Raw genomic sequence first — 22,779 nt, 5'->3', positions numbered from 1 at the left:
AGAGGATTTAACTATGGCCACCAAGAAACCCAAGGGATTGGGTCGCGGACTTGACGCTTTGCTGGGCGCCGACGCGCCTGCCATCGACAATATCGGCAAGGCCCCGGCCAAGCCCGAGGGTCTGCCGTCCACCTTGCCTGTTTCGAAGATGCGGGCCGGCAAGTACCAGCCGCGAACCCGCATGGACGAGGGCGCGTTGGGCGAGCTGGCCGAGTCGATTCGCACACAAGGCATCATGCAACCCATTCTTGTGCGCGCGCTGAGCGATGCGCCCGGCCACTACGAGATCATCGCGGGCGAACGCCGGTTCCGCGCCGCGCAACTGGCCGGCCTCAAGGAAGTGCCGGTGCTGGTGCGCGAAGTCGCCGACGAGAACGCGGCCGTCATGGCGCTGATCGAGAACATCCAGCGCGAAGACCTCAATCCGCTCGAAGAGGCGCATGGCGTGCGCCGCCTGCTGGACGAATTCGGCCTGACCCACGAGCAGGCCGCCCAGGCCATCGGCCGCTCGCGTTCGGCCACCAGCAACCTGCTGCGCCTGTTGAACCTGGCTTCCGCGGTGCAGACCATGCTGCTGGCTGGCGATGTCGACATGGGCCATGCGCGCGCGCTGCTGGCGGTCGACGCGGCCACGCAGATCCAACTGGCCAACCAGATCATCGCGCGTCGCCTGTCGGTGCGCGAAGCCGAAAAGCTGGTCGCAAAGACCGCCAAGGAAGCCGAGAGCGCCGCCTCGCCCAAGAAAAAGGCCAACGGCGTGTCGCGCGACCTGACGCGCCTGGAAGAAGCGCTGTCCGACCATCTGGGCACGCGCGTGGCGCTCAAGGTCGGCGCCAAGGAAAAAGGCCAGATCGTCATCGACTTCCATGGCTGGGAACACCTGAATTCGCTGCTGGAACGGCAAGGCCTGTCGGGAGTCGTCGATGCCTGAGCAGGCATTGCCCGTCGTCGCGGTCCTGGCCACCGGCGGCACCATCGCCGGCGCGCAGGCCGATGCCACCTCCGCCGGCTACAAGGCGGGATCCTTCTCGGTGGGCGACCTGCTGGCCGCCGTGCCGCAACTGTCCACGCTGGCCGATATCCGCGCCGAACAGGTCGCCAATGTCGGCAGCCAGAACATGACGCACGACGTCTGGCGCGCGCTGGCGCTCCGTGTCGATGCGCTGTGCGCCGATCCGTCGGTGGCCGGCATCGTCATTACGCACGGCACCGATACGCTTGAAGAGACTGCCTACTTCCTCAGCCTGGTGATCCGGCACGACAAGCCGGTGGTGCTGGTGGGCGCGATGCGTCCGGCGACCGCCCTGGGCGCCGAAGGCCCGGCAAACCTGTACAACGCCGTCGCGTTGGCGCGCCATCCCGATGCCCGCGGTCGCGGTCCGCTGGTCGTCATGAACGAGGACGTGCACTACGCCCGCGAACTGCAGAAGATCGCCAGCGCCGGCATCAACGCCTTCGCCTCGCCCAACCGCGGCCGCGCCGGCGTCATGCACGGCGGCACGCCGTGCTTCTATTCACGCAACACCACCACGCACAGCACGCAAAGCGAGTTTTCACTCGCATTGTTGGAAAAGGCAGGCTGGCCGCGCGTGGACATCGTTTATGCGCACGCCGACCTGCAGGGCGACGTCATCGATTTCGTCGCGCGCCAGGCCGACGGCATCGTGCTGGCGGGCGTGGGCGACGGCAACGCCACCGATCTGGCTATCGAAGCCCTGACCCGCGCTGCCGCCAACGGCGTCGCGGTGGCGCGATCCAGTCGCACCGGCAGCGGTTTCGTCGCGCGCGACGTCGAACTGGATGACGCGGCGCTGGGGTTCGTCGCCGCCGGCGACTTGAATCCGCAGAAGGCCCGCGTGCTGCTGATGCTGGCGTTATGCGTCACGCGTGAGCCCGCGGCGTTGCAGCGCTGCTTCGATCGCTACTGAGCGACGCCTGCGGCCGCGCACAGCGGGCCATTGCGTTGACCGCCGCTGTCAGGGATTGGGCGGCGCGTCGGCGCCATGCGCCAATCCCAGGCTGGTGCGCAGCATGTCGTAGACTTGCCGCGTCAGCGGATTGATCAGGTCGCGCCTTATCCACAGGAAGTACGTCACGTCCGGCAACGGCGGCAGGCCTTCCTTTTCGCCCAGCACCCGCATCTCCGGCGCCAGCAGTTCGACGCTGCGCGCCGTCACGCCCAGGCCGGCCCGCAACGCGGCTTTGATGCCGACCAGGTTGGGCGCCACGTAGTTGGTGTGCCAACGCACCTGCGCCTGCTCCAGCGCGGTCAATGCCAGGCGGCGAAAGATGCTGGGCTCGTCGGCCAGCACCAGCGGCACCGGCGCGTTGACGTCATGCACATAGTCGGCCGAGGCCAGCCATACCGTGGGCGAGGTGCGCAGCGCCACGCCCTCGAATTCCTGGTCGAAGCGGGTCGAGATGGTCAGGTCCAGTTCGCCGGCGCGCAACGCGTCCATCAGGAACGGGCTCCGATCGGTGCGGATCTCCAGTTTCACGCGCGGAGCCGACCGCGCGATATGGGTCAGCAGGGTCGGCAGAATGGTGTCGGCCACGTCCAGCGGCGCGCCCAGCCGCAGGTCGCCTTCCAGCGGCGCATCCTGCAGCGCGCGCAGCGCTTCATCGTTGATGGCCAGCATGTGGCGCGCGTATTCGACCAGGCGCCGTCCATGTGTGGACAGCGCCTTGTTGCGCCCCTGTTTCTCGAACAGCGGCAAACCGATGGCCGCTTCCAGCCGCTGCATCTGCTGCGTCACCGCCGATTGGGTCTTGTGCAGCCGGTTGGCCGCTTCGGAAAACGTTTCGTAACGCGCGATCGCGGTCAGCGTGCGTAGCAGGTCCAGATCGAGATTGCGCATGGGGGCGGTGGGTCTAAAGTATTAGCAGTGCTTATGGAATATTAAGGCAATTTAAATTGTTGGCGCCCCGGCGCGGCGATACAGTGACCGTAATAACTCATGAAAAACGAGGGAAAGTCACTGTGAGCACCACGCACCCCCAGCAGCAGGGCATCGATAGCGCCATCGGAAATATTAAAAATACTTTAGGAAATAAGGGCCTGAACCGCGACAGCCTGAAGGCCGTGCTGGACGAGCTGATCGGCCTGGCCAGCCACACCGACTGGTGGGCCCAGGACCGCTATCCGGCGCCGGAAGAGGGCGAGCGCCAGGCGCGCTACCTGATCGGCGAAGACGCCGACAAGAGCTACGCGCTCTACCTGAACGTGATGCGCCCCGGCAAGCAGATCGTGCCGCACAACCACACCACCTGGGCCTGTATCGCCGCCGTGGAAGGCGTGGAATACAACTACGTCTACGACCGCACCGACGACGGGTCGGTGCCGGGCGTGGGCCGCCTGGAAAAGACCGGCACCGTGGTGGTGGGACCCGGCAGCGGCATCGCGCTGATGCCCGACGACATCCATGCCGTCGAGATCCAGGGCGACAGCGTCATCCGCCACCTGCACATGTATGGCCGCGCCCTGGAGACGCTGACCGAACGACTCGCTTTCGACCTGGCGGCAGGCACCTGCAAGGTCATGCCGATCGGCGTGCAGACCCGCCGCTGAACATCATGAACAAGCCCCTGCGGCCCGCGACGCGCCTGCTGCGCGCCGGGCGTCCCCATGCCGGCTGGGTCAATACCCCGGTCACGCGCGCCAGCACCTATGTGTTCGACAGCGTCGCGGCCTGGCGTGACACCCGCGCGCGCCGCGAACAGGAACGCCTGCCGTCGTACGGCGCGCGCGGCACCGACAGCACGCACGCGCTGGAAGACGCGCTGGTCGAGCTGGAGCAGGGCCATCGCGCCCAGCTCTATCCGACGGGCCAGGCCGCGATCGCCGTCGTGCTGCTGGCCTATCTGCGCGCCGGCGACCATGTGCTGGTGACCGACGCGGTCTATGAGCCGGTGCGCCGCTTCTGCGCCGAGCACCTTGCGCGGCTGGGCATCGAATTCACCTTCTATCGGCCGGACGGCGCCGGCCTGGCGCAGTTGCTGCGTCCCAACACGCGCATGATCTATGCCGAGTCGCCCGGCTCGCTGACCTACGAGATGCCGGACCTGCGGCAACTGGCCGAGTTGGCGCGGCGCCACGATTGCTGGCTGGCTGTGGATAACACCTGGGCCTCGGGATTGCTGTGCCAGCCGCTGGCGCTGGGCGCGGATATCTCGATCCTCGCCGCCACCAAATACCTGGGCGGCCATGCCGACGTGATGATGGGGGCGGTGGTGACCAATGCCCGCGCCTGGCGCGCGTTGGAACGCGCCAGCATCGACTTCGGCCAGACCGTCGGCGCCGACGACGCCTTCCTGGTGCTGCGCGGCATGCGCTCGCTGCCGCTGCGCATGGCGCAGCACGCCCGCAGCGCCCTGCGCGTGGCCCAGTGGCTGCAGGGCAGGGCGGAAGTGGCGCGCGTGCTGTGCCCGGCCTTGCCCGACGATCCCGCGCATGCGGTCTGGCGGCGCGAATGCTCGGGCGCCAACGGCCTGCTGACGCTTGAGTTCGCCGCCGGCATCACCGACGCCGACATGGAACGCGCCATCGACGCGCTGCGCCTGTTCGGCATCGGCGCTTCCTGGGGCGGCTTCGAAAGCCTGGTGATTCCCGTCAATCTGTCCAAAGCGCGTTCCCTGCCCGTCGCCCCGCACGGCGCCATGCTGCGCCTGCATATCGGTCTGGAGGAGCCGGACGACCTGATCGCCGACCTCGACCAGGCATTCGGCCAATTGCGGCCCGGCCTGCAGACCCAGAACGCCCCTTCCTCCGATTCCCTGCGGATTTAACGATGCATTCCCATTCCCACCTGACACTGGCCGATATCGACTCGCACACCCTCAAGGGCTGGCTGCATGACGGCGGCGAGATTGCGCTGCTGGACGTGCGCGAGCATGGCCAGTACGGCGAGTCCCATCTGTTCTATGCGGCGCCCGTGCCGTTCAGCCGGCTCGAGGCCGACATCGCGCGCCTGGCGCCGCGTCGCGACGTGCGCCTGGTGGTTTATGACGAAGGTGGCGACGACGACGTCGCCGCGCGTTCGGCGACAGCGTTGCGCGCCCTGGGCTACACGCGGGTCTATCGCCTCGCCGGCGGCATCGCGCAATGGCAGCGCGACGGCTATGCCGCCTTCGCCGGGGTCAACGTGCCGAGCAAGACCTTTGGCGAACTGGCCGAAGAGGTTTTCCACACCCCGCGCATCAGCGCCGCCGACCTGGCCGAGCGCCAGCGCCGCGGCGACGACCTGATCGTGCTGGACGGCCGGCCCTACAGCGAATACCAGAAGATGAGCATTCCCGGCGGCATCTGCTGCCCCAACGGCGAGCTGGCCCTGCGCGCCCACACGCTGGCGCGCGACCCGAGCACCACCATCGTGGTCAATTGCGCCGGCCGCACGCGCAGCATCATCGGCGCACAGACGCTTATCAATCTGGGCGTGCCCAACCCGGTCTATGCACTGGAGAACGGCACGCAGGGCTGGTATCTCGCTGATTTCAAGTTGGAGCATGGCGCCAGCCGCCGCTACGACGACACGGTGGCCGCCGCGGACCTGCCCGACCTGGCGCAGCGCTCGGCTGGCCTGGCCCGCCGTCACGGCGTGCCGGAAGTGAACGCCGCGCAGGTGCGCGCCTGGCTGAACGACGCCAGCCGCAGCACCTTCCTGTGCGACGTGCGCAGCGCCGAGGAATTCGCGCGCGGCTCGCTGCCGGGCGCCCAGCACACGCCCGGCGGCCAGTTGATCCAGGCCACCGACCAGTACCTGGCGGTGCGCGGCGCGCGCATCGTGGTGTTCGATGGCGAAGGCGTGCGCGCGCCGGTGGTGGCCAGTTGGCTGCGCCAGATGGGCTGGGACGCGAGCGTGTTGCGGGAAGGCGTGGCCGCCGACCTGCAAGCGCCTCTCGCCCCGGCGGCGGAGCCCGCGTTGACGCTGCTCGACGACGCGGCCCTGGCCGCCGCGCAGGCGCAAGGCGCCCAATTGCTCGACATACGTCCCAGCATGCGCTATCGCGCGCAGCACATCGACGGGGCGCGCTGGTCGGTGCGGCCGCGTTTCACCGACCTGGCGCTGGATCCCTCGCGTCCGCTGGTGCTGCTGGCCGAAGAACGCGCGGTGGCCGCCTGGGCCGCGGCGGACCTGCGCGCGCTCGGCGTGCGCGACGTCAAGGCCAACCTGGGCACGCCCGCGGGTTGGTCGGCTGCCGGCCTGGCGCTGGTGTCTACGCCGGCCGAGCCGGCCGACGCCGATTGCATCGACTACCTGTTCTTTGTGCACGACCGCCACGACGGCAACAAGGCCGCCGCGCGCCAGTACCTCGCCTGGGAGACCAACCTGGTCAAGCAGATCGACGCGCGCGAACGCGCCGCCTACCGCTTCCCGGCCGGGTGACCGCCGTGACTGCATGATCCTCGCGGCCGCCGTGGCGGCCGCGCCCAACGCTTCATCCGATCAGCACGCCCCGACGCTTTCGACGGCGGGGCGCGGACGGTTCATGGCGAACCGAAATGCAATGGACGGCCGAGCATCCGGCCGCCAACCACAAGGGGAAATACCGATGATCAAGCTCAATCTGCAGCATGCCTGCAAGACCGCCGCGGCCCTGGCCTGCCTCGCCTGGGGGATGAATGCCCACGCCCAGGCGCCGGCGCCATTGGCCGACTATCCCAAGCAGCCCATCACCGTGGTCTCGCCGTTCCCGCCGGGGGGCGGCAACGATGGCGTCGCGCGTCTCCTCGCGCAGGAACTGGGCGCCATCACCGGCCAGAGCGTGGTGGTGGAAAACCGCTCGGGCGCGGGCGGCAACGTTGGCACTTCGCAGGTCTCGCGCGCCAAGCCCGACGGCTATACGCTGGTGATGTCGCAGACCAGCGTGATGGCGGTCAACCCGCGCCTGTACAAGAACGTGGGCTTCGATCCGCTCAAGGATTTCGTGCCGATCTCGCAGATCACCTCGGCGCCGCTGGTGCTGGTGGCGCGCAGCGAAAGCGCCTACAAGTCGCTGGGCGACTACCTGGACGCCGCGCGCAAGCAGCCCGGCGTCATCACCTACGCCACGCCCGGCAACGGCACCATGAGCCACCTGATGGGGGCGCTGCTGTCGCAGAAGGCCAACGTCAAGCTGGTGCACGTGCCGTACCGTGGCGCCGCGCCCGCGATCACCGACCTGATGGGCGGCACGGTCGACATGCTGATCACCTCGCCGGCCTCGGCCGAGCCGATGGTGGCGGCCGGCAAGCTGCGCATCCTGGCGCTGAGCCATGAGAACGGCATCGGCATCTTCAAGGGCGCGCCGACGCTTGGCCAATCCGGCATGGACGGCATCACGGCCGACGACTGGTACGGCCTGTTCGCGCCGGCCGGTACGCCGCCCGAACGCGTCGCCTACCTGGCGCAGGCGGTGGCGCAGGCCATGAAGTCGCCCAATGTGATCGCCAAGATCCAGGCCGGCGGCAGCCAGCCCGTCGGCAGCGCGCCCGATGCGTTCGGCAAGCGCCTGCAACAGGACACCGCGTACTGGGCCGACATGGTGAAGGTGGCGGGGGTGTCGGTGGATTGAGGCGGCGCTACACCACCAGCATCTTGCCGACCGCGCTCTTCAGGGCCGCGAAGGCCGGCTGTTTCTGTGCGTTGGTGTTGGTGACGAGGTGATCGATGCGGTTCACCTCGCAGTACGACACCCGGCTGCACAGGCCGATCTTGCTGAAGTCGGCCAGCAGGATGCGCTGTTTGGCGTTGGCCGCCATGGCGCGCGCCACCTCGGCTTCGCGCAGGTCGTAGCTGGTGGCGCCGCATTCGGCATCCACGCCCACCGGCGACAGCAACGCCACGTCGGCGCGGTAGCGGTGGATCTCGGCGACGGTGATGTCGCCGGCGGTGGCGCACACCGGCCCGCCCACCGATCCGCCCAGCATGATGAGTTCATTGGCGCCGTTGCCGGCGGCGCCGACCTTGAGTGCCACGTCGAAAGAATTGGTGATGAGGGTCAGGCCGCTCAGCTTGGCCAGCTCGTCCGCCAGCATGCTGGTGGTGCTGCCGGCGTCCAGGAACAGCGTCTGGCCGCTCGTCACCAGGCCGGCGGCGGCGCGCGCGATGGCGCGCTTGTACTTGACGCGGGTATGCACGCGTTCCGTGATGGGCGGCTCGCTGTGCACCGGCACCGCGCCGCCATGCACGCGGCGCAATTCGCCCATCGCCTCCAGCTCCAGCAGATCGCGCCGGACGGTCTCCCGCGATACCCCCAGTTCGCCGACGATACGGTCGGTCGATACTTGCTGCAGGGAAGACAGCAGGGCGCGGATTCTCTGATACCGCTCTTCTTGCCACATATCGGATGCTTCCTAATCTATTTGCGGCGTCGCGCCGGCAGCGCGATCAACGCGCGCATCGCCAGCAGCGAACCGCCCACGACCAGCATGATAAGCGTCGAATAGGCCGCGGCCTGCGAGACGAACCCGGCTTCGTCCAGCCGCAGTACGGAAACCGGCGCGACGCTGACCGACGGCGTGACCAGGAAGATCACCGCCGACAGCGTCACCATGGAGCGCATGAAGAGGAAAAAGAACACGCCCAGCACCGTTGGGGCGATCTGCGGCAGCACCGCGTCGCGCAGCACCTGCACAGTGCCGCCGCCCAGGCAGCTCACCGCCTCCTCCAGCGCCTGCGGCACGGCGCGCATGCCGGTCATCATCGTCAGGAAGCCCTGCGTGTGATAGTGGTAGAAGTTGCATAGCGCGATCAGCGCGGCGCTGCCATACAGCGCGTAGAGCGGATTGGCGGGCGAATTGAAGGCGAAGATGTACGACAGCCCCAGCACCAGCCCCGGCACGCCCACGGGCAGCACCGACACCAGGTACACCAGCTTGGCCCAGGCGCGCGGGATGCGGCACACGCCGAAGGTCAGGAAGAACAGCAGCAGCACCCCGCCGGCCGCGGCCGCCAGCGACAGGTACAGCGAGGTCCACAGCGGCGCATAACCGCCGCTGACGGTGATGTCGTAGTGCTTCAAGGTCCACTCCATGCGGTACGGCCACAGCCGCATGAAGCTGGCGAACACCACCGTGCCCACCGTCACCACGATGGCGCCGGCGCACAGCAATACGCCGGCCGTGAACGCCAGGTCGCGGCCGCGCGCCGGTTGCGGCGTGACGCGCAACCCGCTGGGCGAGGCGGCGCCGAACTGGCGCTGCGACGCCACCCGTTCGATCTGCACCGAGATCAGCGACGGCAGCAGCAGCAGGATGCCGACCACCGAGCCCATGCCGAAATTCATCTGCCCCGACACCTGGCTGTAGATCTCGGTGGCCAGCACGCGATAGTTGCCGCCGATCACCGCGGCGTTGCCGAAGTCGGTGATGGTGATGACGAACACCACGAACGCCGCGCTCAGCAGCCCGAATTTGCAGTTGGGCAGCGTGATGTCGAAGAACTGCCGCGCGCTCGACGCGCCCATCACCTCGGCCGCGTCGTAATAGCGCGCATCGGTGTTGCGCAGCGCCGCCTGCAGGATCAGCACGGCCTGGGGCAGGGCGTAGAACACGTTGGAGATCAGCAGGCCCCAGAACCCGTAGATATCGAATTCCCAGCCCGTCCAGCGATGCACCAGGCCGTTGCGTCCAAGGATGAAGATCAGCCCCAGCCCCTGCACCAGCGACGGTGCCAGCAGCGGCAGCACCAGCGCCAGCTTCACCAGCGCCTTTCCGCGCATGCGGCTGCGGTCCAGCCCGAAAGCGATGGCAAAGCCCAGCAGCAGGCTGACGGCGGTGGTGGCCGCGCTCATCGTCAGGCTGTTGGCGGTGGCGGTCAGGATGCCGCGGGTGGCGAACACGTCGGCGTAATTGCCCAGGCCGATAGCGCCGTCCTTTTCCACCAGACTGCGCCAGCCGACCGTGGCCAATGGATACAGGAAGAACAGCGCCAGGCCCGCCATCGGGATGCCGACGCAGGTCCATAGCAGCAGTCGATCCAGGGATGCCGACGAGCGATTGGCCCGCGGCGAAGTGGCGGCGCCGATACGAACCGTGTTCATGCCATGACTCCCGCGCGTGCCGGCGTGGCGGACGCAGTCATACGCGAACCCAGGCGCATTGTTCCGGCGCCAGGTCCAGCCGCACGGGCGCGCCCTGCGACAAGCCCGCCGCGCCCTGTTGTTCGACCAGCAACTCGCGACCTCGCCAGTCCACCCGCACGCGCGTCAGGTTGCCCATGAAGGTCATTTCGCGCACCCGGCCCGGCCCGCGCTCGTCGGCGGCGATGCGCAGGCTTTCCGGCCGCAGGCAGGCCTCGAAACGCTCGCTGGCGCCGTCCGGCCGGGTCGCCAGCAACGCCGGCATGGCCTCGCGCACCCAGTCGGTCGGCAGCAGGTTGCTCAGGCCGACGAAGTTGGCGACGAAGCGTGTGCTCGGCCGCAGATACAGGTCGGAAGGCGATCCCACCTGCTCGACGCGGCCGTCATTCATGCACACGATCTTATCGGCCAGCGTGAGCGCTTCCTCCTGGTCGTGCGTCACCATGATGGTCGGGATCCGCAGGCGTCGCTGCACCTCGTGGATCTCGGCGCGCATGTCGGTGCGCACGCGCGCATCCAGCGCCGACAGGGGTTCATCAAGCAGGATCAGCGCGGGGTCCACCGCCAGCGCGCGCGCCAATGCCACGCGCTGCTGCTGGCCGCCGGACAATTGGTGGGGATAACGCTGTGCATAATCCGGCAGCTTGATCAGCGCGAGCAATTCGCGCACCCGTGCGTCGATGCGCTCGCGCATCTCGCCGCGGATGCGCAACCCGTAGCCGACGTTCTCGGCCACCGTCATGTTGGGAAACAGCGAATACGACTGGAACACGATGCCGAAGCCGCGCTTGCGCGCTGGCAGCGCCGACAGGTCGCGTCCGCCCAGCGTGATGGTGCCGCTGTCGAATGGCAGCAGGCCGGCGACGATGCGCAGCAGGGTGGTCTTGCCGCAGCCGCTGGGTCCCAGCAGGCAGACGAATTCATGTTCGCCCACTGACAGGTCGATGCCTTCCAGCGCCACCGCGCCGTCGAAGGTCTTGCGGATCCCGCGCAATTCCAGGTACATGGCCACTCCAGGCGGTGGCGTGGCGGCCGGCGCGCCGGCCGCGCGCGCCGTCAGCGTTTGATGGTGTCCTGCCAGGTCTTGATGGTGGCGTCGCGTTCCGCCGCCGATTTCTGGAAGTCCACCGGATACAGCACGGCGGTCAGGTCCTTGGGCAGGCCCGCGGCTTCGGCCGCCTTGTTGGGGGCGGCGCCGGGAATCGTCACCAGCTCCTTGTACTTGCTGTACAGCCCGCCGGCCTGCGCCGACAGCGTCCAGTCGAGGAAGCGCTTGGCGTCCGCGGGATTCTTGGCGGTCTTCATCAGGCCCGAGGCTTCCAGCTCATAGCCCACCCATTTCGACGGGATCACCATCTTCACCGGAAAGCCTTCCTCGATCGATTGCATCGCCGGGAACGCGAACGACACGCCGATCGCATACTCGCCGGCGCGCGCCATCTTGCAGGGGCGCGACCCCGACGGCGTGTACTGCGCCACGTTCTTGTCCAGGTCCTTGAGCAGCGCCCAGCCTTTCTCGGCGCCCAGGCCCTGCAGCAGCGCGACGATCTGCAGATAACCGGTGCCGGATGCCGCCGGACTGGGGATGACGATCTCGCCCTTGTAGACCGGCTTGGTCAGGTCTTCCCACGAGGTCGGCATCGGCAGGTTCCTGGACTTGAGCCGGTCGGTGTTGACACAGAACGCGGCCACGTAGCCGGTGGCGGCGAACCATTTGTTGTCGGCGGCCTTGTATTGCGCGGGCAGGGCTTCGATGCCCTTGGCCGCATACGGTTCCAGCAGCTTCTGCAGGCGCGGATCCAGCATGTTGCTGACCGCGAAGCCCCAGATCACGTCCTGCTGCGGATTGCCGGCCTCGGCGATCAGGCGAGCGCCCAGGTCGCCGGTGGACAGGCGCAGCACATTGACCTTCACGTCGGGCAGGGCGGCGTTGGCGGCCTTCAGGTAGGCGGCGATCTCGTCTTCCTCCAGCGCCGTGTAGACGGTGATCGCGCCGGCGTGGACGGCCTGGGCAAAACCTAGGGAAATTACTGCAACCACAAGACCAAGCTTCTTCTTACATTGCATGATGGGACTCCGGAAAGGAATACATGGCAACGGCGATGAGCTGCTTTTCTGCGGACGGCGACCTGCGGGCGGGGCGGTAGGGTTGCGCGAGGAAACGTTGCGTTTCCCGGGTTGCGTTTTTAGGTATATTTGCAAATTTGTGGCAACGTGTCTAGACTGGAAAAACCCGAATCGCATGGGTCTTTCCGCGCCGCGTTACGCCTCGGAGCTCGTCATGCAAACTTCGCCGCTGCCCACCGCGCAGCAATTGGCCGCGTTTTCCTCGTTCGCCCAGACGCTGGCGGACCAGGTCCGGCCCTTGTCGCGCCAGTGGTTCCGCCACCCCCTGATGGTCGAAACCAAAGCGGATGAAAGTCCCGTCACCCGTGCCGACCGCGAGGTTGAGCAAGCGCTGCGCGAAGCCATCGCCCGCCAGTATCCGGATCACGGCATCTTCGGCGAGGAATACGGCGCCAGCCATGCCGAGGCCGAGTGGGTGTGGTCGCTCGACCCCATCGACGGCACCCGCGCGTTCATCTCCGGCAATCCCCTGTGGGGCACGCTGCTGGGCCTGCTGCACCGCGGCCGCCCGGTGCTGGGCCTGATCGACATTCCCATGATGGCCGAACGCTGGCTGGGCGTTGCCGGTTCGCCCGCGCGCCTGAATGGCGAACCCTGCCGTACCCGCCCCTGCACTGAACTGGGCCAGGCGATTCTCTACGCCACCTCGCCCGACATCTTCGAAGGCGCCGACCTGGACGCGTTCGAGGCGCTGGCGCGCTCGGTGCGCATGCGCCGCTATGGCGGCGATTGCTACAGCTATGGCCTGCTGGCCAGCGGCCATGTCGACCTGGTGGTCGAGGCCGGCCTGCAGCCGTATGACTACCTGGCGCTGATGCCCGTGATCGAAGGCGCGGGCGGCGTCATTACCGATTGGTCGGGGCAGCCGTTAGGCCTCGCGTCGCAGGGCCGCGTGATCGCGGCCGCCACGCCGCAACTGCATCGCGAGGCGATGCGGATGCTGGGGGCGGCCGTGACCTGAAACACCGCGCCCCGCGACCCCGCACGTCAACGCAACGCTTCAGCCACGACAAGGTGAACGAGCCATGCATGCACTAGGGGTAGCAACGGTGGAAGACGCGGAGCGGCTGGTCCAGGCCAGCACGCTTTCGCATATCAAGATCGGCCTGTCCGACGTCGATGGCGTCATGCTGGGCAAGTACGTCAGGCGCGACAAATTCCTGGCCGCGCTGCGCGGCGGGCTGGCGTTCTGCGACGTGGTGTTCGGCTGGGACCTGGACGACCAGCTCTACGACAACACCAAGTACACCGGCTGGCACACGGCCTATCCCGATGCCAAGCTGCGCATCGTGCCCAGCACCTGCCGCCGGTTGCCGCTGGAGCAGGGGCCCGGGGGCGAGGACATGCTGCTGTTCCTGGCCGAGTTCGAAGGCCCCGCCGCCGACATCTGCCCGCGCCGCCTGCTGCACCGCACGCTGGACCGCGCCGCCGGCATGGGCTTCGAGGTCTACGCCGCGCTCGAATACGAGTTCTTCATGTTCCGCGAGACGCCGCACTCGGTGCGCGCCAAGCACTACCGCGACATGGAGAACTGGACCCCCGGCAACTTCGGCTACTCGGTGCTGCGCAGCACCGTGCAGGGCGACTTCTATCGCAAGCTGCTCGACATGTGCGAGCGCATGGACATGCCGATCGAAGGCCTGCATACCGAGACCGGCCCAGGCGTGCTGGAGGCGGCCATCGCGGTCGACCAGGCCGCCGCCGCCGGCGACAAGGCCTTCCTCTTCAAGACCTTCACCAAGGCGCTGGCGCAGCAGAACGGTCTGATGGCCACCTTCATGGCGAAGTGGTCGCACGATCATCCCGGTCAGAGCGGCCACATCCACCTGTCGCTGCGCGACCGCACCAGCGGCCGCTCGGCGTTCCACGACGAGTCGCGCCCGCACGGCATGAGCGTGACGCAGGAAGCCTTCATGGCCGGCGTGCAGCGCTACCTGCCCGAATTCATGGCGCTATACGCGCAGACCATCAACAGTTATTCGCGCCTGGTGCCGGGCTACTGGGCCCCGCTGGACGCGACCTGGGGCATGGAGAACCGCACCACCGCGCTGCGTCTCATCCCGGGCAGCGACAAGTCGCAGCGTGTCGAAGTGCGCATCGGCTCGGCCGACGCCAATCCGTATCTGGCGCTGTCGGCCGCGCTGGCGTCGGGCCTGCGCGGCATCGAACAGGGCCTGCAACCCGAACCGATGGTGCAGGGCAACGCCTACACGCAGCAGTTTCCCGAGCACCTGCGCCTGCCCACGACGTTGTGGGAAGCGGCGCAGCGCCTGCGCCAGTCCGAAGCCGCGCGCGAGCTGTTCGGCGATGCCTTCGTCGAGCATTACGCCGCCACGCGCGAATGGGAAGAACGCCAGTTCCGCCGTCACGTCACCGATTGGGAACTGGCTCGTTATTTCGAGATCATCTGAACGCCGCCGCTTCATCTTTTCACCACGCATGCACAGGGTCGCCATGACGCAGGAACTCATCACCATCAGTCCCATCGACGGCCGCGAAGTCGTGCGCCGTCCCTACGCCAGCGAGGCGCAGGTCGCGCAGGCGCTGGCCGACGCGCAGGCCGCGCAGGGCGCCTGGCACGCGCTCGGCATCGAGCAGCGCGGCCGCATCCTGTCCGATGCGGTGACGCGCTTCGTCGTGGGCAAGGCCGAGATCGCGCGGGCCATCACGATCCAGATGGGCCGTCCCCTGCGCTACACGCCGGGTGAGGTCGATGGCTTCGAGGCGCGCGCGCGCCACATGATCGGCATCGCCGCCGAAGCGCTGGCGCCGATCCAGGTGCCCGAGATCGCCGGCTTCACGCGCTTCATCAGCCGCGAGCCGATCGGCGTGGCGTTGACGATCGCGCCGTGGAACTATCCGCTGCTGACGGCCGTGAACAGCATCGTGCCGGCGCTGATGGCCGGCAACACCGTCATCCTCAAGCACTCCGACCAGACCCCGCTGTGCGCCGAACTCATCGGCCGCGCCTTCAGCGAAGCGGGCGTGCCGCATGGCGTGTTCCAGTACCTGCACGCGAACCACGACGTCGCGCAACGCCTGATCCGCGCGCCCGAGATCGGCTATGTCTCCTTCACCGGTTCGGTGCGCGGCGGCCAGAGCGTGGAGCAGGCCGCCGCCGGCCGCTTCATCGGCGTGGGCCTGGAGCTGGGCGGCAACGACCCCGCGTATGTGCGCGCCGACGCCAACCTGGCGCATGCGGTCGAGACGCTGGTGGACGGCGCCTTCTTCAATTCCGGCCAGTCCTGCTGCGGCATCCAGCGCATCTACGTGGCGCGCGACCGCTACCAGGATTTCATCGATCGCGCCGCGGCGCTGACCCAGGAGTACGTGCTGGGCGATCCCCTGCAGCCGGACACCACGCTCGGTCCGGTGGTGCGCACGCGCGCCGCCGACGAGGTGCGCGAGGTGATCGCCGAAGCCGAAGCGCGCGGCGCCCGCAATCTGGTCGATGCCGCGCGTTTCGACGCCGCGCGCGCCGGCACGCCTTATGTGGCGCCGACGCTGCTGACGCAGGTGGATCACCGCATGCGCGTCATGAACGATGAATGCTTCGGCCCCGTGGTCGGCGTGATGCCGGTCGACAGCGACGAAGAGGCCGTCGCCTTGATGAACGACAGCCCCTATGGCCTGACCGCCGCCATCTTCACGCAGGATGAAGAGGCCGCATTGCATCTCGGCCGCCAGTTGCGCACGGGCACCGTCTTCATGAACCGCTGCGACTACCTCGATCCCGCGCTGGCGTGGACCGGCGTCAAGCACACCGGCCGCGGCGTTTCGTTGTCGCGCGTCGGCTACGAACAGCTCACCCAAGCCAAATCCTTCCATCTGCGCCGCAACGCCTGAGCGCGCGACCAGGAGCCGACATGACCGTCCCCAGCGTCAACTGGAACTATCCCACCGCCATCAAGGCCGGCCCCGGCCGCATCAAGGAGTTGCCCGACTGGTGCCGCGAACTCGGCATGGCGCGCCCCTTGTTGGTCACCGATCCCGGCCTGGCCGCGCTGCCCATGATCGCCGACGCGGTGCGCGGCTGCCGCCAGGCCGGACTCGAATGCGGCCTGTTCCACGAAGTGAAGGGCAACCCCACCGGCAGGAACGTGGACGATGGCGTGGCGCGCTATCGCGAAGGCCGCCACGACGGCGTGATCGCGTTCGGCGGCGGCTCGGCGCTGGACGCGGCCAAGGCCATCGCGCTGATGGCCGGACAGAAACGCCCGCTGTGGGATTTCGAAGACGTGGGCGACAACTACCTGCGCGTGAACGTGGCCGGCATGGCGCCAGTCGTCGCGGTGCCGACCACCGCGGGCACGGGCTCGGAAGTGGGGCGCGCCTCCGTCATCACCGACGAGGCGGCGCAGGTCAAGCGCATCATCTTCCACGCGCGCATGCTGCCCGCGATCGTCATCCTCGATCCCGAGCTTACCGTCGGCCTGCCGCCGCGCATCACCGCGGCCACCGGCATGGATGCGCTGTCGCACAACCTCGAAGCCTACTGTTCGCCGTTCTTCCATCCGATGGCCGCCGGCATCGCGCTGGAAGGCATGCGAATGATCAAGGAATACCTGCCGCAGGCCGTGGCCGATGGCGCCGACCTGCAGGCGCGCCAGCAGATGCTGGTGGCCTCCAGCATGGGCGCCACCGCATTCCAGCGCGGGCTCGGCGCGATGCACGCGCTGGCGCATCCGCTGGGGGCGTTGTACGACGCCCACCACGGCATGCTCAACGCCATCCTCATGCCCTACGTGCTCAAGGCCAACCAGCACGCGGTCGCGCCGCGGCTGCAGGCGCTGGCGCGCTATCTGGCGCTGCCGGACGACAGTCCCGGCGCCGTGCTCGACTGGGTCCTGGCGTTGCGCGAGACCGTCGGCATCCCGCACACCCTGGCCGACATCGGCATCGACGACGCGCAAGCCGAGCGGGTAGGGCGCATGGCCAGCGAGGATCCGTCCGGCGGCACCAACCCCGTCGTCTATACGTCAGACCAGTACGCCGAACTTTTTCGTGCAGCCGTTCGCGGAATCTTGTAAGCTTCGCCCCCTCTGCGCGGAAACGCGGCAGGCAGAACGAAAGTTTTGAATATTTTTCGTCCCAGGCGTTTGACAGCGGATTTGAAAGTGTTCATAATCTCAAGTTCTCCGCTGGAGGGGTGCCCGAGTGGTTAAAGGGGGCAGACTGTAAATCTGTTGGCCTTGCGCCTACGTTGGTTCGAATCCAACCTCCTCCACCAGAGACCCAAACCTGAATCCAGGCGATGTTTGCCTGGATTTTAAAATGTAGGCCTAGGGAACTGGGCGGCCTTCGCAACGAAGGTGGCTGGTTCTCCAAGGCCTTAATTTTGAAAGTCTGGGATAGATAGTGAGGTGGTGAAAGGACAGCCGCGGGTGTAGCTCAATGGTAGAGCAGAAGCCTTCCAAGCTTACGACGAGGGTTCGATTCCCTTCACCCGCTCCAAGCAGTACACATGCCCATGTGGCTCAGTGGTAGAGCACTCCCTTGGTAAGGGAGAGGTCGCGCGTTCGATCCGCGCCATGGGCACCACAAATTCCAAAGTCTTATCTTCAGTCAGCAGCTTCAGTCAAAAGCGCAATCCAGGTCAGGAGTCAGCCATGGCAAAAGGCAAGTTTGAACGTACCAAGCCGCACGTGAACGTGGGTACGATTGGTCACGTTGACCACGGCAAAACGACGTTGACGGCGGCCATCACGACCGTTCTGTCGACCAAGTTCGGCGGCGAAGCCAAGGGCTACGACCAGATCGACGCGGCACCTGAAGAAAAGGCTCGCGGCATCACGATCAACACGGCCCACGTCGAGTACGAAACGGAAACGCGTCACTACGCGCACGTTGACTGCCCGGGCCACGCTGACTACGTCAAGAACATGATCACGGGCGCCGCCCAGATGGACGGCGCGATCCTGGTCGTGTCGGCCGCTGACGGCCCGATGCCGCAAACGCGCGAACACATCCTGCTGAGCCGCCAGGTTGGCGTGCCGTACATCATCGTCTTCCTGAACAAGGCCGACATGGTTGACGACGCCGAGCTGCTCGAGCTGGTGGAAATGGAAGTTCGCGAACTGCTGAGCAAGTACGACTTCCCGGGCGACGACACCCCGATCGTGAAGGGTTCGGCCAAGCTGGCGCTGGAAGGCGACAAGGGCGAACTGGGCGAGCAAGCGATCCTGTCGCTGGCCCAAGCCCTGGACACCTACATCCCGACGCCCGAGCGTGCCGTTGACGGCGCGTTCCTGATGCCGGTCGAAGACGTGTTCTCGATCTCGGGTCGCGGCACCGTGGTGACCGGCCGTATCGAGCGCGGCGTGATCAAGGTTGGCGAAGAAATCGAAATCGTCGGTATCACCCCGACGGTCAAGACGACCTGCACCGGCGTGGAAATGTTCCGCAAGCTGCTGGACCAAGGTCAAGCCGGCGACAACGTGGGCATCCTGCTGCGCGGCACCAAGCGTGAAGACGTCCAGCGCGGCCAGGTTCTGGCCAAGCCGGGCTCGATCACCCCGCACACGGACTTCACCTCCGAGGTGTACATCCTGTCCAAGGAAGAAGGCGGCCGCCACACCCCGTTCTTCAACGGCTATCGTCCCCAGTTCTACTTCCGCACGACGGACGTGACCGGCACGATCGACCTGCCGGCCGACAAGGAAATGGTCCTGCCGGGCGACAACGTGACGATGACCGTCAAGCTGCTGGCCCCGATCGCCATGGAAGAAGGCCTGCGTTTCGCCATCCGTGAAGGCGGTCGTACCGTCGGCGCCGGCGTCGTCGCCAAGATCCTGAAGTAAGCAATACCCGGATGGGTAGAGTGGGCTCTCAAGCCCCTCTATCCATCTTTGCTGTAAAAGTAGTATGATGTATGGTTCCGCAAGCCGCTACACATGGTAGTGGCTTGATAGATGAAGCGGAACGATGAAAGTGCAGTGCACGTGAGTGCGAATGTGAGTGTTTTAGGGGCATAGCTCAATTGGCAGAGCGTCGGTCTCCAAAACCGAAGGTTGTAGGTTCGATTCCTACTGCCCCTGCCACCGCCAGGATAAACCCGCGGGAGATCATCGCGAGTTACGCATTCACGGCGGCTCGCGTCGCAATATGTCTAATACCAGCGTAGAAACCGTAACCAGTACCGCCGACCGGGTCAAGCTCGGGCTGGCGGTTCTTGTCGTTATTGCTGGCATCGTCGGGTTTTCCGTGCTCAGCGCACAACCGATGCCTGCTCGTATCGGCGTCTTTGTCGGTGGCCTCGTGATCGCGGCCGTGATCGCCTGGTTCAGCGAGCCGGGGCGCCGCACGCTGAGCTTTGCCAGCGAGTCCTACAACGAAGTCAAGCGTGTCTCGTGGCCCACCCGCAAGGAAACGACCCAGATGACGGGCATCGTTTTCGCGTTCGTGGCGGTCATGGGCATTTTCATGTGGGTGCTCGACAAGGGCATCGAATGGATTCTCTACGGCCTGTTGTTGGGCTGGAAATAAGGACGGCGAATGAGTAAGCGTTGGTATGTCGTCCATGTGTACTCCGGCATGGAAAAAAGCGTACACAAGGCCCTGAACGAGCGCATCGAGCGCGCGGGCCTGCAAACGTCTTTTGGCCGCATTCTTGTGCCCTCCGAGGAAGTCGTCGAGGTCAAGGGTGGCCAGAAGTCGATCACCGAGCGCCGCATTTTCCCCGGTTACGTCCTGGTTGAAATGGACCTGACCGACGAAACGTGGCACCTGGTCAAGAACACCAACCGCGTCACCGGCTTTTTGGGTGGCTCGGGCAATCGTCCGACCCCGATTTCCGAAAAGGAAGTCGAAAAGATCCTCTCCCAGATGGAAGAGGGCGTCGAGAAACCCCGCCCCAAGATCCTGTTCGAAGTGGGCGAGATGGTTCGGGTCAAGGAAGGTCCGTTTGCGGACTTCAACGGCAACGTCGAAGAAGTCAACTACGAAAAGAGTAAGGTTCGCGTGTCTGTCACGATCTTCGGTCGTGCCACCCCCGTCGAACTGGATTTCAGCCAGGTCGAAAAGACCTGATTTCAACCCCCGGGGAGCCCTGGCCGCGCGCTAGGGCGATATAACCCGCAAGGAGCAAAGCATGGCGAAGAAGATCGTCGGCTTTATCAAGCTGCAAGTGCCGGCTGGTAAGGCTAACCCCTCCCCCCCGATTGGCCCGGCCCTGGGTCAGCGTGGCCTGAACATCATGGAATTCTGCAAGGCGTTCAACGCCAAGACCCAAGGCATGGAGCCTGGTCTGCCGATTCCGGTGGTGATCACCGCTTTCGCCGACAAGAGCTTCACCTTCATCATGAAGACCCCGCCCGCGACGGTCCTCATCAAGAAGGCCGCCGGCGTGCAGAAGGGTTCGTCCAAGCCGCATACCGACAAGGTCGGCACGCTGACCCGCGCGCAAGCTGAAGAAATCGCCAAGGCCAAGGGCCCCGATCTGACCGCCGCTGATCTGGACGCCGCCGTCCGCACGATCGCTGGCAGCGCCCGCAGCATGGGCATCACGGTTGAGGGGATCTAATCATGGCAAAACTGAGCAAGCGCGCCGCCGCCATTGCGCAAAAGATCGACCGCACCAAGCTGTACCCGGTCGCCGAAGCCCTGACCCTGGTCAAGGAAACCGCTGTCGCCAAGTTCAACGAATCGATTGACGTGGCCGTGCAACTGGGCATCGACCCGAAGAAGTCGGACCAACTGGTCCGCGGCTCGGTCGTGCTGCCCGCCGGTACCGGCAAGTCGGTCCGCGTCGCCGTGTTCGCCCAAGGCGACAAGGCTGAGGCCGCCAAGGCCGCTGGCGCCGACATCGTCGGCCTGGACGACCTGGCCGACCAGATCAAGGCCGGTCAGATGGACTTCGACGTGGTCATCGCCTCGCCCGACACGATGCGTGTCGTCGGCGCCCTGGGTCAGATCCTGGGCCCGCGTGGCCTGATGCCGAACCCGAAGGTCGGCACCGTGACCCCCGACGTCGCCACCGCCGTCAAGAACGCCAAGGCCGGTCAGGTTCAGTACCGCACCGACAAGGCCGGCATCATCCACGCCACGATCGGCCGCGCGTCGTTCGGCGTGGAACAGCTGCAAACCAACCTGGCCGCGCTGGTCGACGCCCTGCAAAAGGCTCGTCCCGCCGCTGCCAAGGGCATCTACCTGCGCAAGCTGGCCGTTTCGTCCACGATGGGCGGCGGTGCGCGCGTGGAAATTGCCTCGCTGTCGGCTACCAACTAAGCCAACAGTTGTAAACGTACTTTGGGCCGCATCCGGATTCCTCCGGATGCTGCTGTCAAAGACCGCTGGAGCAGGTCAGCGCGAAGGTTCTCCTTCCGCTGGAAGCAGTACCCTCGCTGCCCCGCTTAATCCCGAAGCTCGCAAAGTTCGGATCCAGCGTAGACGGCGTCCCCAGGAAGATTTCTTTACCCGAAGAACTCGACCAGGCGCCGCATTCGGTTGACGCGCAAGGCTCCGGCCCCAGGCGTCTTTTGATGGAGTGTTCAAACCGTGAGTCTCAATCGTCAAGAGAAAGCGGTGGTAATCGAGGAAGTCTCGGCCGAAGTGGCCAAGGCGCAATCGATTGTTATCGCCGAGTACCGTGGTCTGGACGTCGCCTCTGTCACCGTACTGCGCAAAACTGCGCGTGAATCGGGCGTGTATCTGCGTGTTCTGAAGAACTCGCTGGCCCGTCGTGCTGTTGCCGGCACGGCTTTCGAGCCGTTGGCCGAGCAACTGACCGGTCCGCTGATCTATGGCATCAGCGCTGATCCGGTTACGGCGGCCAAGGTCCTCGCAGGTTTCGCGAAAAGCAACGACAAGCTGGTCATCAAGGCGGGCGCTCTGCCCAACAGCCTGCTGAACCAAGAAGGCGTGAAGGCTCTGGCCACCATGCCCTCGCGCGAAGAGTTGCTGTCGAAACTGCTGGGCACCATGCAAGCCCCCATCGCGCAATTCGTGCGTACGCTCAACGAAGTTCCGACCAAGTTCGCCCGTGGCCTCGCCGCCGTGCGCGACCAGAAGGCCGCGGCTTAATCCCCGCCCTTCACGGAAATTCGCTGAACGACCGAGCGACACCCAAACCCTGGCATTACCCAATATTTGGAGTTCTTAAAAATGGCACTTAACAAAGCTGAAATCCTTGACGCCATCGCTGGCATGACCGTGCTCGAACTGTCCGAGCTGATCAAGGAAATGGAAGAGAAGTTCGGCGTGTCGGCTGCTGCCGCCGCTGTGGCCGTGGCCGCTCCGGCCGCCGGTGGCGCTGCCGCCGCTGCTGAAGAGCAGACCGAGTTCACCGTTGTCCTGGCTGAAGCCGGCGCCAACAAGGTTTCCGTCATCAAGGCCGTGCGCGAGCTGACCGGTCTGGGCCTGAAGGAAGCCAAGGACCTGGTCGACGGCGCGCCGAAGCCCGTCAAGGAAGGCGTTGCCAAGGCTGACGCCGAAGCCGCCAAGAAGAAGCTGGAAGAAGCTGGCGCCAAGGTCGAAGTCAAGTAAGACCTGCGTCAATTTGCCCGGGGACAGCGCAATTTGCCGTCCCCGGGCTTTTGCGTTTCCAGGAAACCCCTGCTGGGGTCATGCCCTTTCCAGAGGGGTTTCCTGGAGTCG

General features: G+C 66.1%; 22 protein-coding genes and 4 tRNA genes. 21 read left to right on the top strand and 5 right to left on the bottom strand.

Translation table 11 applies throughout. From position 1 onward, the window contains the following. Positions 1 to 13: 13 nt before the first annotated feature. Both AAID08_RS28675 and AAID08_RS28670 read left to right on the top strand, forming a co-directional pair. Positions 14 to 931 (top strand): ParB/RepB/Spo0J family partition protein, encoded by a 918-nt coding sequence (locus AAID08_RS28675; RefSeq protein ID WP_026382435.1) that lies wholly within the window; start codon positions 14 to 16, stop codon positions 929 to 931. Further along, complete coding sequence (locus AAID08_RS28670) at positions 924 to 1,928, top strand: asparaginase (protein WP_175143565.1); 1,005 nt, start codon at positions 924 to 926, stop codon at positions 1,926 to 1,928. The genes AAID08_RS28675 and AAID08_RS28670 overlap by 8 nt, the downstream gene beginning before the upstream one ends. Positions 1,929 to 1,976: 48 nt before the next feature. On the opposite strand, the gene AAID08_RS28665 is transcribed toward AAID08_RS28670, so the two are convergent. Next, positions 1,977 to 2,858 carry a LysR substrate-binding domain-containing protein gene (locus AAID08_RS28665; RefSeq protein ID WP_054504512.1) on the bottom strand — a complete coding sequence of 294 codons (882 nt, stop codon included), beginning with the start codon at positions 2,856 to 2,858 and terminating at the stop codon, positions 1,977 to 1,979. Between the two features lie 122 nt (positions 2,859 to 2,980). On the opposite strand from AAID08_RS28665, the gene AAID08_RS28660 reads away from it, so the two are divergent. The 4 genes from AAID08_RS28660 (at position 2,981) to AAID08_RS28645 (ending at position 7,551) form a co-directional block, all read left to right on the top strand. Continuing rightward, positions 2,981 to 3,568: a cysteine dioxygenase family protein gene (locus tag AAID08_RS28660; RefSeq protein WP_054504511.1), complete on the top strand. Its 588-nt coding sequence runs from the start codon at positions 2,981 to 2,983 to the stop codon at positions 3,566 to 3,568. Positions 3,569 to 3,573: 5 nt separating this feature from the next. Then, complete coding sequence (metC, locus tag AAID08_RS28655; protein ID WP_054504510.1) at positions 3,574 to 4,785, top strand: cystathionine beta-lyase; 1,212 nt, start codon at positions 3,574 to 3,576, stop codon at positions 4,783 to 4,785. A gap of 2 nt (positions 4,786 to 4,787) precedes the next feature. Next, entirely contained in the window at positions 4,788 to 6,383 is a 1,596-nt protein-coding gene (locus tag AAID08_RS28650) for a rhodanese-like domain-containing protein (protein ID WP_175167888.1), read from the top strand. A 166-nt stretch (positions 6,384 to 6,549) separates the two neighbouring features. Beyond that, on the top strand, positions 6,550 to 7,551 hold the full coding sequence (locus AAID08_RS28645; protein ID WP_175167889.1) for a tripartite tricarboxylate transporter substrate binding protein: 1,002 nt from the start codon (positions 6,550 to 6,552) through the stop codon (positions 7,549 to 7,551). 7 nt (positions 7,552 to 7,558) lie between these two features. Here AAID08_RS28645 and AAID08_RS28640 read toward each other — a convergent pair whose 3' ends face one another. The 4 genes from AAID08_RS28640 to AAID08_RS28625 are packed head-to-tail and all read right to left on the bottom strand — an operon-like array spanning position 7,559 to position 12,126. Further along, positions 7,559 to 8,320 (bottom strand): DeoR/GlpR family DNA-binding transcription regulator, encoded by a 762-nt coding sequence (locus AAID08_RS28640; RefSeq protein WP_175143567.1) that lies wholly within the window; start codon positions 8,318 to 8,320, stop codon positions 7,559 to 7,561. A 17-nt stretch (positions 8,321 to 8,337) separates the two neighbouring features. Beyond that, on the bottom strand, positions 8,338 to 10,020 hold the full coding sequence (locus tag AAID08_RS28635) for an ABC transporter permease subunit (protein WP_395757214.1): 1,683 nt from the start codon (positions 10,018 to 10,020) through the stop codon (positions 8,338 to 8,340). Between the two features lie 37 nt (positions 10,021 to 10,057). After that, positions 10,058 to 11,065 carry an ABC transporter ATP-binding protein gene (locus tag AAID08_RS28630; protein WP_395757213.1) on the bottom strand — a complete coding sequence of 336 codons (1,008 nt, stop codon included), beginning with the start codon at positions 11,063 to 11,065 and terminating at the stop codon, positions 10,058 to 10,060. Positions 11,066 to 11,115: 50 nt separating this feature from the next. Continuing rightward, positions 11,116 to 12,126 carry an ABC transporter substrate-binding protein gene (locus AAID08_RS28625; protein WP_020925801.1) on the bottom strand — a complete coding sequence of 337 codons (1,011 nt, stop codon included), beginning with the start codon at positions 12,124 to 12,126 and terminating at the stop codon, positions 11,116 to 11,118. Positions 12,127 to 12,340: 214 nt separating this feature from the next. On the opposite strand from AAID08_RS28625, the gene hisN reads away from it, so the two are divergent. The 15 genes from hisN (at position 12,341) to rplL (ending at position 22,668) form a co-directional block, all read left to right on the top strand. Next, positions 12,341 to 13,147: a histidinol-phosphatase gene (gene hisN / locus AAID08_RS28620; RefSeq protein WP_054504529.1), complete on the top strand. Its 807-nt coding sequence runs from the start codon at positions 12,341 to 12,343 to the stop codon at positions 13,145 to 13,147. A gap of 64 nt (positions 13,148 to 13,211) precedes the next feature. Then, a complete protein-coding gene (locus tag AAID08_RS28615) occupies positions 13,212 to 14,597 on the top strand; it encodes a glutamine synthetase family protein (RefSeq protein WP_054504504.1) in 1,386 nt (461 codons plus the stop codon). A 43-nt stretch (positions 14,598 to 14,640) separates the two neighbouring features. Further along, positions 14,641 to 16,032, top strand: a complete 1,392-nt coding sequence (locus AAID08_RS28610) for an aldehyde dehydrogenase family protein (RefSeq protein WP_395757212.1) — start codon at positions 14,641 to 14,643, stop codon at positions 16,030 to 16,032. A gap of 20 nt (positions 16,033 to 16,052) precedes the next feature. Further along, positions 16,053 to 17,216, top strand: a complete 1,164-nt coding sequence (locus AAID08_RS28605; RefSeq protein WP_064527423.1) for an iron-containing alcohol dehydrogenase — start codon at positions 16,053 to 16,055, stop codon at positions 17,214 to 17,216. Positions 17,217 to 17,329: 113 nt separating this feature from the next. Next, a tRNA-Tyr gene (locus AAID08_RS28600) sits at positions 17,330 to 17,416 on the top strand. A gap of 150 nt (positions 17,417 to 17,566) precedes the next feature. Continuing rightward, positions 17,567 to 17,640 (top strand) — tRNA-Gly (locus AAID08_RS28595). Positions 17,641 to 17,652: 12 nt separating this feature from the next. Beyond that, positions 17,653 to 17,727: transfer RNA gene (locus AAID08_RS28590), tRNA-Thr, on the top strand. A 68-nt stretch (positions 17,728 to 17,795) separates the two neighbouring features. After that, positions 17,796 to 18,986: an elongation factor Tu gene (gene tuf, locus AAID08_RS28585; protein ID WP_020925806.1), complete on the top strand. Its 1,191-nt coding sequence runs from the start codon at positions 17,796 to 17,798 to the stop codon at positions 18,984 to 18,986. 164 nt (positions 18,987 to 19,150) lie between these two features. Continuing rightward, positions 19,151 to 19,226: transfer RNA gene (locus AAID08_RS28580), tRNA-Trp, on the top strand. Between the two features lie 64 nt (positions 19,227 to 19,290). Then, positions 19,291 to 19,671: a preprotein translocase subunit SecE gene (gene secE, locus AAID08_RS28575; RefSeq protein WP_006389585.1), complete on the top strand. Its 381-nt coding sequence runs from the start codon at positions 19,291 to 19,293 to the stop codon at positions 19,669 to 19,671. 9 nt (positions 19,672 to 19,680) lie between these two features. Further along, positions 19,681 to 20,214: a transcription termination/antitermination protein NusG gene (gene nusG / locus AAID08_RS28570; RefSeq protein ID WP_006389586.1), complete on the top strand. Its 534-nt coding sequence runs from the start codon at positions 19,681 to 19,683 to the stop codon at positions 20,212 to 20,214. Between the two features lie 61 nt (positions 20,215 to 20,275). After that, on the top strand, positions 20,276 to 20,707 hold the full coding sequence (gene rplK, locus AAID08_RS28565) for a 50S ribosomal protein L11 (protein ID WP_006389587.1): 432 nt from the start codon (positions 20,276 to 20,278) through the stop codon (positions 20,705 to 20,707). Between the two features lie 2 nt (positions 20,708 to 20,709). Next, positions 20,710 to 21,411 (top strand): 50S ribosomal protein L1, encoded by a 702-nt coding sequence (rplA, locus tag AAID08_RS28560; RefSeq protein ID WP_006389588.1) that lies wholly within the window; start codon positions 20,710 to 20,712, stop codon positions 21,409 to 21,411. 270 nt (positions 21,412 to 21,681) lie between these two features. Then, on the top strand, positions 21,682 to 22,206 hold the full coding sequence (rplJ, locus tag AAID08_RS28555) for a 50S ribosomal protein L10 (RefSeq protein ID WP_006389589.1): 525 nt from the start codon (positions 21,682 to 21,684) through the stop codon (positions 22,204 to 22,206). An 81-nt stretch (positions 22,207 to 22,287) separates the two neighbouring features. Next, on the top strand, positions 22,288 to 22,668 hold the full coding sequence (gene rplL, locus AAID08_RS28550; RefSeq protein WP_006389590.1) for a 50S ribosomal protein L7/L12: 381 nt from the start codon (positions 22,288 to 22,290) through the stop codon (positions 22,666 to 22,668). The last annotated feature ends 111 nt before the right edge of the window (positions 22,669 to 22,779 follow it).

It is taken from the genome of Achromobacter sp. EB05 (genome assembly GCF_044232075.1).
GTDB lineage: Bacteria > Pseudomonadota > Gammaproteobacteria > Burkholderiales > Burkholderiaceae_B > Achromobacter > Achromobacter dolens.
This window is presented reverse-complemented; position numbering and strand designations above follow the sequence as displayed.